The organism is Micromonospora sp. NPDC051196 (assembly GCF_040682415.1).
GTDB lineage: Bacteria > Actinomycetota > Actinomycetes > Mycobacteriales > Micromonosporaceae > Micromonospora.
Window position 1 is genome coordinate 849,128 of the sequence record NZ_JBFBAY010000001.1, and the last position, 12,935, is coordinate 862,062.

Annotated in this window: 13 protein-coding genes; 11 read left to right on the forward strand and 2 right to left on the reverse strand. The window is 71.9% G+C overall.

The window, feature by feature from the left end; all coding sequences use genetic code 11:
* The first annotated feature begins 169 nt into the window (after positions 1-169).
* The 10 genes from AB0M35_RS03910 to mutM all read left to right on the forward strand — a co-directional run bounded on the left by AB0M35_RS03910 (position 170) and on the right by mutM (position 9,961).
* Complete coding sequence (locus AB0M35_RS03910; protein ID WP_363741095.1) at positions 170-1,801, forward strand: DAK2 domain-containing protein; 1,632 nt, start codon at positions 170-172, stop codon at positions 1,799-1,801.
* Positions 1,798-4,002: an ATP-dependent DNA helicase RecG gene (gene recG / locus AB0M35_RS03915; protein ID WP_363741097.1), complete on the forward strand. Its 2,205-nt coding sequence runs from the start codon at positions 1,798-1,800 to the stop codon at positions 4,000-4,002. The genes AB0M35_RS03910 and recG overlap by 4 nt, the downstream gene beginning before the upstream one ends.
* Before the next feature lie 454 nt (positions 4,003-4,456).
* Complete coding sequence (rsmD, locus tag AB0M35_RS03920; protein WP_363741099.1) at positions 4,457-5,020, forward strand: 16S rRNA (guanine(966)-N(2))-methyltransferase RsmD; 564 nt, start codon at positions 4,457-4,459, stop codon at positions 5,018-5,020.
* Entirely contained in the window at positions 5,017-5,499 is a 483-nt protein-coding gene (coaD, locus tag AB0M35_RS03925) for a pantetheine-phosphate adenylyltransferase (RefSeq protein WP_363741101.1), read from the forward strand. Before rsmD ends, coaD begins: the two co-directional genes overlap by 4 nt.
* Positions 5,500-5,777: 278 nt before the next feature.
* Positions 5,778-6,275, forward strand: a complete 498-nt coding sequence (locus AB0M35_RS03930) for a hypothetical protein (protein ID WP_363741103.1) — start codon at positions 5,778-5,780, stop codon at positions 6,273-6,275.
* Positions 6,276-6,428: 153 nt separating this feature from the next.
* Positions 6,429-6,992 carry a YceD family protein gene (locus tag AB0M35_RS03935; RefSeq protein ID WP_363741105.1) on the forward strand — a complete coding sequence of 188 codons (564 nt, stop codon included), beginning with the start codon at positions 6,429-6,431 and terminating at the stop codon, positions 6,990-6,992.
* Positions 6,993-6,997: 5 nt separating this feature from the next.
* On the forward strand, positions 6,998-7,171 hold the full coding sequence (gene rpmF, locus AB0M35_RS03940; RefSeq protein WP_091435485.1) for a 50S ribosomal protein L32: 174 nt from the start codon (positions 6,998-7,000) through the stop codon (positions 7,169-7,171).
* Positions 7,172-7,300: 129 nt separating this feature from the next.
* Positions 7,301-8,251 (forward strand): phosphate acyltransferase PlsX, encoded by a 951-nt coding sequence (locus AB0M35_RS03945; RefSeq protein WP_363741908.1) that lies wholly within the window; start codon positions 7,301-7,303, stop codon positions 8,249-8,251.
* The gene (rnc, locus tag AB0M35_RS03950) at positions 8,248-9,111 is read left to right on the forward strand and encodes a ribonuclease III (RefSeq protein WP_363741107.1); all 864 of its coding nucleotides are present in this window, start codon (positions 8,248-8,250) and stop codon (positions 9,109-9,111) included. Before AB0M35_RS03945 ends, rnc begins: the two co-directional genes overlap by 4 nt.
* Entirely contained in the window at positions 9,104-9,961 is an 858-nt protein-coding gene (mutM, locus tag AB0M35_RS03955; protein WP_363741109.1) for a bifunctional DNA-formamidopyrimidine glycosylase/DNA-(apurinic or apyrimidinic site) lyase, read from the forward strand. Before rnc ends, mutM begins: the two co-directional genes overlap by 8 nt.
* A 58-nt stretch (positions 9,962-10,019) precedes the next feature.
* On the opposite strand, the gene AB0M35_RS03960 is transcribed toward mutM, so the two are convergent.
* Positions 10,020-10,850 (reverse strand): endo alpha-1,4 polygalactosaminidase, encoded by an 831-nt coding sequence (locus tag AB0M35_RS03960; protein ID WP_363741111.1) that lies wholly within the window; start codon positions 10,848-10,850, stop codon positions 10,020-10,022.
* Positions 10,851-11,006: 156 nt separating this feature from the next.
* Positions 11,007-12,362: a CAP domain-containing protein gene (locus tag AB0M35_RS03965; RefSeq protein WP_363741113.1), complete on the reverse strand. Its 1,356-nt coding sequence runs from the start codon at positions 12,360-12,362 to the stop codon at positions 11,007-11,009.
* 370 nt (positions 12,363-12,732) lie between these two features.
* On the opposite strand from AB0M35_RS03965, the gene AB0M35_RS03970 reads away from it, so the two are divergent.
* Positions 12,733-12,927, forward strand: coding sequence for a hypothetical protein (locus AB0M35_RS03970; protein WP_013732083.1), 195 nt, complete (start codon positions 12,733-12,735; stop codon positions 12,925-12,927).
* Positions 12,928-12,935: the final 8 nt, after the last annotated feature.

Sequence of the window (12,935 nt, forward strand, 5' to 3'; positions counted from 1 at the left end):
CAGGTTACCCGATGGTGGAAGGCCACGCCCAACCGGGCTCGGCTTCCGCGGCCGCGCTCGGGTGAGGGGGTACGGAACAGGCTACGACGGACACCCGCTGGTCGTCGAACGGCCCGGGACACGCCCGGCCCTCCGGCGACTGTCAGCGTACGCCAGTAGGCTTCCCAGCGTGCTGGACACCCTCGATGCCGCCGCCGTGCGCCGCTGGTGCGCCAGCGGGCTGGCCGCGTTGAAGCGGCATCAGGGAGAGATCGACGATCTGAACGTCTTTCCCGTGCCAGACGGCGACACCGGCACCAATCTGGTGCTGACGCTCACCTCGGCGCAGCAGGCGCTGACGATGGACCTCGACACCGTCGCCGACGGCACCTCGACCGCGCACGGGCACGCGTTGCGGCTGATGGCCCGGGGGGCACTGCTCGGCGCCCGGGGCAACTCCGGCGTCATCCTGTCGCAGATCCTGCGGGGCTTCGCCGACGCGCTGGCCACGACCCCGGCGGTACGGGGCCCGGAGTTGGCCGCCGCGCTGCGTGCCGCCACCGCCGCCGCATATTCGGCCGTCGCCCGGCCGGTGGAGGGCACCCTGCTCTCCGTGGTCTCCGCCGCCGCCGGTGCGGCCGAGCGGGCCGACAGCGAGCAGCTGCGAGTCGTCGCCCGGGCAGCGGCGGGCGCCGCGGCACAAGCCCTGGCGCGTACGCCCGAGCAGTTGCCCGCGCTGGCCCGCGCCGGCGTGGTCGACGCCGGCGGGCGAGGGCTGTGCCTGCTGCTGGACGCCCTGGTCGAGGTGATCACCGGCGAGAGCCCGCAGCGACCCGTACCGGTCGTCGAGGCCGTGCCGCCAGCGGCCGGTGCGGCCCGGAGCGTCCCGCCGGCGGCCACGGCGGCCCGGGAGACCGGCTCCCCGGAGTACGCCTACGAGGTGCAGTTCCTGCTCGACGCCGAGCCTGAGACGGTCCGTCGGATGCGTGACACGCTGGACGCGCTCGGTGACTCCCTGGTGGTGGTCGGCGACGAGGGCACCTGGCAGGTGCACGTGCACGTCAACGATGTCGGCGCGGCGATCGAGGCGGGCGTGGTGGCCGGTCGCCCGTACCAGATCTCGGTGACCCGCTTCGCCGACCAGCGGGCGCCGGCACCCGTCCCGGCGCCCGACGGTCGGGCCGCCGTGGTGGTCGCCGCCGGTGCCGGGATCGCCGAACTGCTCACCGCAGAGGGCGCGGTCGTGGTGCCCGGCAACCCCTCCACCGGTGAACTGCTGGAGGCAGTGCTCAGTACCGGGGCGGCCCGGGTGGTGGTGTTGCCCAACGACCCGGACGCGCAGGCGGTGGCGAACCAGGTCGCCGAGGAGGCGCAGCGGGTGGGCGTCAAGGTCAGCGTGGTACCCACCCGATCGCCGGTGCAGGCGCTGGCCGCCCTCGCCGTACGCGATCCACGCCGCCACTTCGAGGACGACGTGATCGCGATGGCCGAGGCAGCCGGGGCCTGCCGGTACGCCGAGGTCTGTCATGCCGGGCGCGACGCGCTCACCGTCGCCGGCCCCTGCCACGCCGGCGACGTGCTGGCCCTGGTCGAGGGGGAGGTGCACCTGATCGGCGCCGATCTGATCGACACCTGCGTCGCCCTGGTCGACGGGATGCTGGGTGGCGGCGGTGAACTGGTCACCCTGCTCGTCGGAGCCGACGCGCCGGACGAGCTCACCGACGCGGTGTGCACACACATCGCGCGACGCTGGCCGTTCGTCGAGGTGCAGGCCTATCCGGGCGGGCAGCCACGCTATCCGTTGCTGGTAGGTGTCGAATGACCGCAGAGGCATCCACCGTCGACACGCCGCTGAAGAAGTTGGTCGGCGAGAAGACCGCCAAGGCGCTCGCCAGCCACCTCGACCTGCACACCGCCGGTGATCTGATCTACCACTTCCCGCGCCGCTACGACGAGCGTGGCGAGCACACCGACATCCGCGCGCTCGACGTCGGGGAGCAGGTCACCGTGCTGGCCCAGGTGCAGCGCACCGCCGTACGCCCGATGCGCCAGCGCCGGGGCAACCTGCTGGAGGTGACCGTCGGCGACGACTCCGGCGGCACCCTCACCCTCACCTTCTTCGGTAACCAGGCGTGGCGCGAGCGGGAACTGCGGCCCGGCCGGTGGGGGATGTTCGCCGGCAAGGTCACCGACTTCCGGGGCAAGCGGCAGCTCAACGGGCCGGAGTACGTCCTGCTCGGCGACCAGACCGACGGTGAGGCGGCAGCCAGCGAGCAGATCGAGGAGTTCGCCGGGGCGCTCATCCCGGTCTACCCGGCCGCCGCGGCCGTACCGACCTGGGTGATCGCCCGCTGCGTACGGGTGGTGCTGGACACCGTGGCGCCACCGGAGGATCCGCTGCCGGCGGGCGTACGGGCCAGCCGGAACCTGGTCGGCCTGGGCAGCGCGTTGCGGGAGATCCACCGGCCGTCCAGCCGGGAGGAGCTGTACCGGGCCCGTCGGCGGCTGAAGTGGGACGAGGCGTTCGCCGTGCAGGTGACGCTGGTGCAGCGTAAGCATCAGGCCGCCGCCTCACCCGCACGGGCTCGGCCGGCTCGCGAGGGTGGCCTGTTGGACGCGTTCGACGCCCGGCTGCCGTACGAGCTGACCGGCGGCCAGCGTGACGTCGGTGTCGAGATCGCCGCCGACCTGGCCACCGGCCATCCGATGCACCGGCTGTTGCAGGGTGAGGTCGGCTCCGGCAAGACCGTGGTGGCCCTGCGCGCCATGCTCCAGGTGGTCGACGCGGGCGGGCAGGCCGCGCTGCTCGCCCCGACCGAGGTGCTCGCCGCCCAGCACTACCGAGGCATGCTCGATCTGCTCGGCCCGCTCGCCCAGGCCGGTGAGCTGGGCGCCGCCGAGCACGCCACCCGGGTCGAGTTGGTCACCGGCTCGCTCGGCGCGGCGGCCCGACGACGGGCGTTGGCCGAGGTCGCCAGCGGCGCCGCCGGCATCGTGCTGGGCACCCACGCCCTGCTGTACGAAGGGGTCGACTTCGCCGACCTCGGTCTGGTGGTGGTCGACGAGCAGCACCGGTTCGGGGTGGAGCAGCGCGACGCGCTGCGGGCCAAGGCGGAGCAGCCCCCGCACGTGCTGGTCATGACCGCCACGCCGATCCCGCGTACGGTCGCCATGACGGTCTACGGCGACCTGGAGATCTCCACCCTCTCCCAACTGCCTCGGGGCCGGTCACCGATCGCCTCGCACGTGGTGCCGGCCGCTGAGAAACCGGCCTTCCTGGACCGGGCCTGGCGTCGGCTGCGCGAGGAGGTAGCCGCCGGCCACCAGGCGTACGTGGTCTGCCCGCGCATCGGCGACTCCACCGCCGGAGCAGACGAGGAACCGCCGACAGCCGACGACACGGGTCGGCGCCCACCGCTGGCGGTGACCGAGGTCGCGCCGCTGCTGGCCGAGGGGCCACTGCACGGTCTGCGCATCGGCGTGCTGCACGGCCGGCTGCCCGCCGACGAGAAGGACGCGGTGATGCGCTCGTTCGCCGCAGGTGAGCTGGACGTGCTGGTGGCCACCACGGTCGTCGAGGTCGGCGTGGACGTACCCAACGCGACCATGATGGTGGTGCTGGACGCCGACCGGTTCGGCGTCTCCCAACTGCACCAACTGCGCGGCCGGGTGGGCCGGGGGAGTGCACCCGGGCTCTGTCTGCTGGTGACCGAGGCGACCGAGGGCACGAGCGCACGGGAGCGGCTGGACGCCGTCGCCTCCACCACCGACGGCTTCAAGCTCGCCGAGCTGGATCTGGAGCAGCGGCGCGAGGGTGACGTGCTGGGTGCCGCCCAGTCCGGGCGTCGGTCCCACCTGCGACTGCTGTCGTTGCTGCGCGACGCCGATCTGATCCGGGACGCCCGGGCGGAGGCGATCACGATGGTCGAACAGGATCCGGAGCTGGCCCGGCAGCCGGCGCTGGCCGCCTCGGTGGCGGCCCTGGTCGACGCCGATCGCGCCGAGTACCTGGAAAAGGGCTGACGCCTGGCGGCCATGCTTCTCCAGACCGTTCCACCGCCCCCGACGTAACGGCGCGGGAGAGACGGACGGCGCTGGCGGAGCTGTGCCGCGCCGGGCGCGGGTGCCTCCCGTGCCGTGGGCCCGGCCATCGATGAGCCGGTACCGCGGCAGACCCTAGCGAGATCGTCAGTATCGATACAGCTCTCAGCCTTCACTAAGGATGATGTTATTAACCTGAGACAGTTGATCCACGTTGAGTGATGTATCCGGGGCGCGGTGCATCGGATGTGATCGATCTGGGTCGCTTTCGGGCGGTGTGGTTCGTTGCGGGGGCCGGCCCTCCGTCGCGTAGCGTCGGCGCCATGAGCAGAAGCAGGCTCGACGGCATGCGCGGGTGCCGGCTCGGCACGATGCGTGGGCGCTGGCTCGACGGGATGCGTGGGTGCGGGCTCGATGGCATGCCGGGGGGTGGGCGATGACCCGGATCGTGGCGGGCAGCCTCGGTGGCCGGCGGATCGCCGTACCGCCGGGTGCCGGCACCCGACCCACCTCCGACCGGGTACGCGAGGCACTCTTCAGCTCCGTGCAGGCGGAGATCGACCTGGCCGGGGCGCGCTTCGCCGACCTGTACGCGGGTTCGGGTGCGGTCGGCCTTGAGGCGCTGTCCCGAGGGGCGCGGCACGTGCTGCTGGTCGAATCCGACGCCCGTGCCGCCCGGGTGATCCGGGAGAACATGGCCATCCTGCGCGCGGCGCCAGCCGCTCGACTGGTCACCGGCAAGGTGAGCACCGTCCTGGCGGCCGGGCCGGACGGCGACCCGTACGACGTCGTCTTCGCCGACCCGCCGTACGCGTTGCCGGACGACGGGGTGCGGGCCGTGCTCACCGCGTTGGTCGACGGTGGCTGGCTGGCCCCGGAGGCCATGGTGGTGGTGGAGCGGTCCACCCGCAGCGGGTCGGTCGACTGGGTGGAGGGGATCACCGGTCAGCGCAGTCGTCGGTACGGCGAGACCACTCTTTGGTACGGTCGCCGATCATGAGACGTGCGGTGTGCCCCGGCTCGTTCGACCCGGTGACCAACGGTCACCTCGACATCGTCGGTCGGGCGAGCCGGCTGTTCGACGAGGTGATCGTCGGCGTACTGATCAACCAGTCGAAGACCGGTCTGTTCACTGTCGAGGAGCGCATAGCCATGCTCCGCGAGGTCACCGCCTCCTACGACAACGTCCGGGTGGAGTCGTTCCGTGGGCTGCTGGTGGACTTCTGCCGAGCGCAGGGGGCGAGCGTACTGATCAAGGGCATCCGGGCGGTCAGCGACTTCGACTACGAGTTGCAGATGGCCCAGATGAACATCGGCCTGGCCGGTGTCGAGACCCTGTTCATGCCCACGAACCCGCTCTACTCCTTCCTCTCCTCCAGTCTCGTCAAGGACGTGGCCAAGTGGGGCGGAGACGTCACCCCCCACGTCCCCGACCTAGTCCGCGAAGCCCTCAAATCCCGCCTAACCCCCCCAACCTAACCCCACCCCACCCCCTCCCTCCCCCACCCTCCCCACCCTCCCCGCCCTTCTCCGCGTCGATCTTGCAGTTCTGGTCGCCGGTTTGTTCGCTTGTGCGGCCTTTGTTGAGGCAGAAAGTGCAAGATCGGCGAGTGTCGGGGGCGGGGTGGAGGGCGACTCGCCGGGGGAGGGGGTGGCGGTTGGGTGGGGTGGGGGACGACATCATTGGATGAAGCGGGAAACTGGCGTTAGCCCGCATGATGTAGGTCGGTCTGACCAACGACAGGAGTGAGGTGCCGGTGGACCCGCTCGACCGCATCGAGGAACTGATTGCCATGGTGGAGCAGGCGCGCTCCGTCCCGATGTCGCGCAACAACTGCATGGTCGATCGGGGCGAGATGATTGCCGCTCTCGACGAGCTGCGCGCCGAGCTGCCGGCTGACCTGCGCCGGGCCGCCGTGCTCCTGGAGGAGCGCGACAAGATCATGGAGGCCGGCAAGCGGGAGGCCGACCGGATCATCAGTGAGGGTGAGGCGGAGCACGCCCGGCTGGTCTCGGTGAACGAGATCACCGTCTCCGCCGAGCACGAAGGCGCCCGGATCATCGCCGAGGCTCGGGCCGAGGCGCAGCGCCTGCGCGAGGAGGTCGACGACTACGTCGACACCGCGCTGGCCAACTTCGAGCAGTTCCTCACCCGGGCCCTGGCCTCCATCGAGCGTGGGCGGGACAAGATGCACGCGCTGCGGGAGATCGGCACCTTCGGTGGCGAGGAGGCAGAGCGGCCACTACCGTTCTGAGCGGCGCCTCCACCCGCCCAGCTGCGCCGACTGCGAGCGGCGCCGTAGATCGCCGCCGGCCCCGCTGCCAGCCCGGGGCCGCCCCCGGTTCGACGTTCGAGTGCCTGTCCAGGTAACCTCGCTTGTCGGCCTCTCACCGGCCGGAGTCTAACTATGCCCAAGCACTCACCTACTTCACTCGACCCCAGGTCGCCGCTGGTCCTCGACACGAGGGAGCTGCCGCGCCGACCTGGTGCGTTGCGTACCGTCAAACGGGTGGTTCAGGCACCGTCGGACCTCGGCGTGGAGTTGATCGGCGTGCCGGAGGGCGCGGACCTCGATCTCGATCTGCGGATGGAGTCGGTGTCCGAGGGCGTGCTCGTATCGGGGACCGTCAGCGGTCCGATCCGGGGCGAGTGCGGTCGCTGCCTACGCGAGATCGACGATTCGGTGACGGTGACGATCCAGGAGCTGTACGCGTACGAGAACAGCACCACGGACGCCACCACCGAGGAGGACGAAGTCGGTCGATTGCAGGGTGACCTGATCGACCTGGAACCGGCGCTGCGGGACGCGGTGGTGCTCGCACTGCCGACCAACCCGCTCTGCCGCCAGGACTGCCCGGGCCTGTGCCCCGACTGTGGGGTGCACTGGGACGATCTGCCGGCGGACCACAGCCACCAGCAGGTCGACCCGCGTTGGGCGGGCCTGTCGCAACTGACCCGTACAGAGGAGTAAGAACCGTGGCCGTCCCCAAGCGCAAGATGTCGCGCAGCAACACCCGGTCCCGCCGGGCGAACTGGAAGGCCGCGGCGGTCGCGACCGTGGCCTGCCCGCAGTGCAAGTCCGCCAAGCTGCCGCACGCCGCCTGCTCCGTCTGCGGCACCTACAACGGCCGCCAGGTCCTCGAGGTCTGACCCGGACGCCGCGTGACGTCTCCGACCACGGGTCGGGCGACGCGCACACCCCGGCGAACGCCCGCTGCTCCCGCCGACGCCGGCCGGCTCTCCCCGGCCGGCGTCGCCACGGAGCCGGGCACCGCACGGATCGCCGTTGACCTCCTCGGCGGGGACGACGCTCCCGCCGTCGTGGTGGACGGCGCTCTACGGGCGGTGCGCGCCGACCCCGATCTGCACCTTCTGCTCGTCGGCCCGACCAAGGCAGCCGGCGTGCTGGTCGACGCCCTCGAACCGGCCCAACGGGCCCGGGTCACGCTCCGACCGGCGCGCACCGCCGTCGACCTGACCGACGATCTCACCGCGGCCCGCGCCGAGACCACGGTCCGGGCGGCCGTCGCCGCGATCCGGGCCGGCCAGGCCGACGCGATGGTCTCCGCCGGGTCCACCGGCGCCACCGTCACCGCCGCCGCTCTCGGCCTCGGCCGCTGGCCGCAGATCCGACGGCCGGCACTGGCCGCCACGCTGCCCGGCATCTCCGGGCCGGTCGTACTGCTCGACGTCGGCGGCTCGATGGAACCGAGTCCGGCGACCCTGGCCCGGCACGCCGTGCTCGGCGCCGCGTACGCCGCCATCGCCCACGGCCTCGCCGCCCCCCGAGTCGGACTGCTCTCGGTGGGCACCGAACCCGGTAAGGGCGACCGGTCCCGCCGGCTGGCGGATCCGGCGCTGCGCGCTACGGAACTGCCCGGTGACGCCCGGTACGTGGGCCTGGTGGAGGGGTACGACGTCTGCCTCGGCGCGCGTGCCGATGTGGTGGTCACCGACGGGTTCACCGGTAACGTGCTGCTGAAGGCGGTCGAGGGCGCGTACGCCATGGCTGGCGGGCCACCGCCCGACGGGGGCGCGCCCCGGGCGGCCGCCCTGCTCGGGGTAGCCGGCACTGTGGTGGTCTGTCACGGCGCCGCCCGCCCGGCCGACATCGCTTCCGGCATCGCGCTGGCCGCCCACCTTTGGCGGCGAACTGCCACTGACCGGGTCGCCGAGCTGCTTGCCGCCGACCGCACCGATCGCACCGACACCGAGGTACGCACATCATGAGCAACGACAAGCGACGGCGGCCCTCCATCGGCCACCTCGAAGCAGCGTTCGGCGTGTCACTCGACCCGGACCTGCTGGAGCGGGCCCTGACCCACCGCTCGTACGCGTACGAGAACGGTGGTCTGCCCACCAACGAACGGCTGGAGTTCCTCGGCGACTCGGTACTCGGCGTGGTGATCACCACCGCGCTCTTCCACAACCACCCGGATCTGCCCGAGGGACAGTTGGCCAAGTTGCGGGCCAGCGTGGTGAACATGCGGGCCCTCGCCGACGTGGCCCGCGGTCTGGGCCCGGACGGGCTCGGCCCGTACCTGCTGCTGGGTAAGGGCGAGGAGACCACCGGCGGCCGGGACAAGGCGAGCATCCTCGCCGACACCCTGGAGGCGCTGCTCGGCGCGATCTACCTCCAGTACGGGTTGGACACCGCCGCCATGGTCATTCACCGGCTGTTCGACCCGCTGATGGCCGAATCGGCTGGTCGGGGCGCCGCGCTGGACTGGAAGACCAGCCTTCAGGAGCTGACCGCCGCGCTCGGTCTCGGTGTGCCCGAGTACCGGATCGAGGGCGCCGGACCGGACCACCTGAAGACCTTCACCGCCTGGGTGGTGGTCGCCGGTAACCGCTACGGCGGCGCCGACGGGCGCAGCAAGAAGGAGGCCGAGCAACGGGCCGCGGAGTCGGCCTGGCGGATGCTGACCGCGCAGGCCGAAGCCGATGCCGATGCTGACCGGGCTGAGCAGACGGCGGACGACCAGCCGTCGGTGGCCGGGGTGGCCATCGATCCGGTGGAGATCGCGGCCGTTGACGGGCGTGTCGTCGCGGACGCCGGCCAGCCCGAGGTGCAGGCGCCCCGTGCCTGAGCTGCCCGAGGTGGAGACCGTCCGGCAGGGTCTGGCCCGCTGGGTCACCGGCCGACGGATCGACTCGGTCGAGGTACGCCACCCGCGGGCGGTCCGGCGGCACGTGGCCGGCGGTGTCCACTTCGCCGACGTGCTGGCCGGTCGGACGGTGCTCGACGTGTGCCGGCGCGGCAAGTATCTCTGGCTGCCGCTGGACAGCGGTGACGCGGTGATCGGGCACCTCGGGATGTCCGGGCAACTGCTGCTGCAACCGGCCGCCGCCCCGGACGAGACGCACCTGCGGGTCCGCTTCCGCTTCACCGACGAGGGCCCTGAGCTGCGCTTCGTCGACCAGCGTACGTTCGGTGGGCTGTCGGTCAGCGAGGGCGGCGCGACGCTGCCCTCGGAGATCGCCCACATCGCCCGGGACCCGCTGGATCCGCAGTTCTCCGACGCGGAGTTCGGCACCGCGCTGCGCCGCAGGCGCACCGAGGTCAAGCGCGCCCTGCTCGACCAGACGTTGATCTCCGGAGTGGGCAACATCTACGCCGACGAGGCGCTGTGGCGGGCCGGACTGCACGGCACCCGGCCCACCGACGCGTTGACCGGCCCGGCCGTGCGACGGTTGCTCGGCCACGTACGCGACGTCCTGGGCGAGGCGATCACGGCGGGCGGGACCAGCTTCGACGCGCTGTATGTCAACGTCAACGGTGAGAGCGGCTACTTCGACCGGTCACTGAACGTCTACGGCCGGGAGGGGCAGCCCTGCCGACGGTGCGGGGCGCCGATCCGCCGGGAAGCGTTCATGAACCGGTCGTCGTACAGCTGCCCGCGCTGCCAGCCTCGACCCCGCGCCACGCTGCGCGGCTGAACCATCCCGCGCGGCACGCTGCGGGCCGGGTTGTCGGGTCGGGCCGGGTTGGGCTGGCTCACGGCGACGGACAGGGTGATCGCCAGGCGTCCAGCGTGCGGTTCTTCCGGATGGAGGCGAACCCGTAGCCGACGCTGGTGACACAGAAATCGGTCAGCGCGCCGGTGTACTCGACGTGGAACACCGGCTTGCCGGCATCCACGAAGGGCAGCAGCTTGTCGCACCGCTTCAGCCGGACGCACTCCTCGTCGACCGCGAAGTCGAAGTCCGGCGCCAGCGCGGCGACCTGCCCGAGACTGCCCAGCAGGCCGGGGGAGAGATCCAGCGAACTGGCCAATGCCGCGACCCGGCGGTTGAACTGCAACTGGTCGTCGAAGTCCAGCGCCAGGCCGGGGGACTGGGCGTAACCGTCGGCGTCGGCGAGCAGCACCGCGCCGAAGCCCTTGCCCCGGCAGAGTCGGAACCGGTCGGCCAGCACCGGCCGCAGGGCGTCCCATCGGCGTACGTCCAGCCAGCTGCGGCCGGTACGGGCGGCAGTGGCACCGCGTACCTGCGGTGGGAACCGGGTCGCGTCCGGATCCTGCGGATGGACCGAGCCGACGTGCACCTGGCAGACCAGGCGGCGGTCGAGGGAGCGCAACTCGGCGGTCTGCGCCGCGGTGGTGGTGACCGGATCGAGTACGAACACCTCCGCCTCGACCGTCAGATCCAACGTGCCGTCGAGTTGCCACTGCCACTGCCAGAAACGGGCCGAGGCGGACGGCCAACTGGTCGGCGCGCCGGGTGGGGTCAGATCCGGCCGGCAGGCGGCAAGCGACACGAGCACCGTGAGCGCCAGGCCGGCGGGCAGCACCCGTCGTACCCGTGGCCCGCCCAGCCCGATCCGCATCGCCAGCTCCGCAGGTTGCGCCGGCGGCGTCGCGCCGCCCGAGCCGGTACGCCCTCGGCGTACCTCACCCGCTCAAACGAGCACAGACCCGACAAGGACTCGCGGCCGAACGCGGCGCGGCGCCGGAACGCGACGAGTTCCAGCGCCGCGCCGCACTCAGCGTGGCGCGGCGAAGACCTGGGTCCAGTACGGTCCGTTGCTGCTCGCCACGCCGACGCCGATCTCGGTGAAGGCACAGTTCAGGATGTTCGCCCGGTGTCCAGGGCTGTTCATCCAGGCGTCCATCACCGCAGCGGGCGTCTGCTGGTTCCAGGCCACGTTCTCGCCGTACGTGCGCCAGGCGTACCCGACCCGATCGATTCGGTCGCCCGGGTCGCTGCCGTCGCTGCCGGTGTGCGACATGTTCCGATGGTCGGCCTGGTCCTGGCTGTGCCGCTGGGCCGCGGTCGTCAGCTTGTCGTCGATGCTCAGCGAGTCGCAGCCGGCCTTCGCCCGTTCCGCGTTGACCAGCTCGACGACCTGCGCGGCCTGCGAGGCTGCGGCCCCGGTGGGGGGCGAGGCGGGGGCCGAGGTGGTGGCCGTGGCACCACGGCTCGGGCTGCCCTGGCGCTCGGTGCCCTGCCGGGAGGGCGCGCTGCTGCTGCGCGAGGAGGCGGGCGTCGGCTTTGCGGTTCGACTGGGCGACGGGGAGGGGGTGGCGGCGCTGGGCGAGACGCTCGGGCTCGGGCTCGGGGAGTCGAACGTGTCGATCGGCTCCTCCGCCTCGGGCAGCGCGGGCCCGGTGGCCACCGGACGCTCACCGGCGGTGGTACTGGTCGGCGTCTCGTTCCCGGGCAGTGCGAGGGCCGCTACGCCGATGCTCACCACGAGGGTGGCCGCCGCGGCGGCATCGCCCATCACGAGGGGCCGCGACAGTCGACGGCGGGACGGCCGGGTGTCGGCCACGGGCGCCACGGTCTCCGTCCCGGCCGCGTCGAGACGATCGTCGCCCGGTACGCCATAGGCGCCGGCCCGGTCGGCGTGCCACTGCCCGTCGGCGTACCCCTGTGTGTCCTGGTAACCATGGGTGTCGTGGTAACCCTGGGTCTCGTGGTAGCCCTGGGTGTCGGCGTACTGCTGGGTGTCGTGGTAGCGCTGGGTGTCGTGGTACTGCACGGCCGGGTCGTACCGGTGGTGGTCAGGGGCGGCGTGCCGCGCGGGCCGGTCGACACTGTGCTGGTCGGCCCGCCAGTCGGTGTCCCGGTAGTGCTGGCCGGCCGTGTGCTCGTGGTCGGTGCCGGGTGGGTGGGCCAGCCCCGGGTACGTCGGCTCGGCCGGCTGGTGCGGGCTGTGCGGGCGGAACTGCTCGGTGGGCTGGTCGTGGTACCACCGGTCGGACGAACTCTCCGGTTCGTCACCGAACAGGTACGACGAGCGCGGTGCCGGGCGGTCGGTCAGCCAGGCCGGGTCGTCGGTCGATGGCTCTGAACGCCGGGTGCCGTCCGGGTCGAGTGGGTCGTTCCAGCCGTGCACGCCTGTCGCCTCCACGGGTCGGTTACGGGCCGGGGTGACGCTACGTGGTCGTTCTGAGCAGCAGCAATCCGGCTAAGGAAGAGTTAAGGGGACCCTGTACATCCGGGTGAGGTATTCCGGCGGTTCGGTGCGTAGAGTTGGGGTGTCCGGACAGAGTGTGTCCGCGCCATGTGCAGCCTCCCGCGACGGGCCAGGTCGACGTGGAGATGATCTACGGCCTGCGAGAACTTGACGAAACAGGGGCTGTCGGCTCAATATGGAGATGTCGCCAGTCGCGCCCGGCCGTGCCCAGAAACCGTGGGAATGGTAGTCGCGTACGCAAGGGCGCGCGTTGGCCGGCCTCTCCGGCAGCGCAATTCAAGGAGTCAAAATGGCGAAGGCCCTCTTTGGCCACGTAGGTGCGGCGCCCGACCGGCGCCTGCTCGACGAGGTCACCCGACTGCGTGCCAGGGTTCAATCACTGGAGTTCGAGATCACGCGGCTGCGTGCCGAGAACGATCGGCTCGCGGCGGCTGCGGCGGAGGCGGATGATCTGCTCCGTCTTGCCGAGCCCGCGCTGACCTGATCCACCTG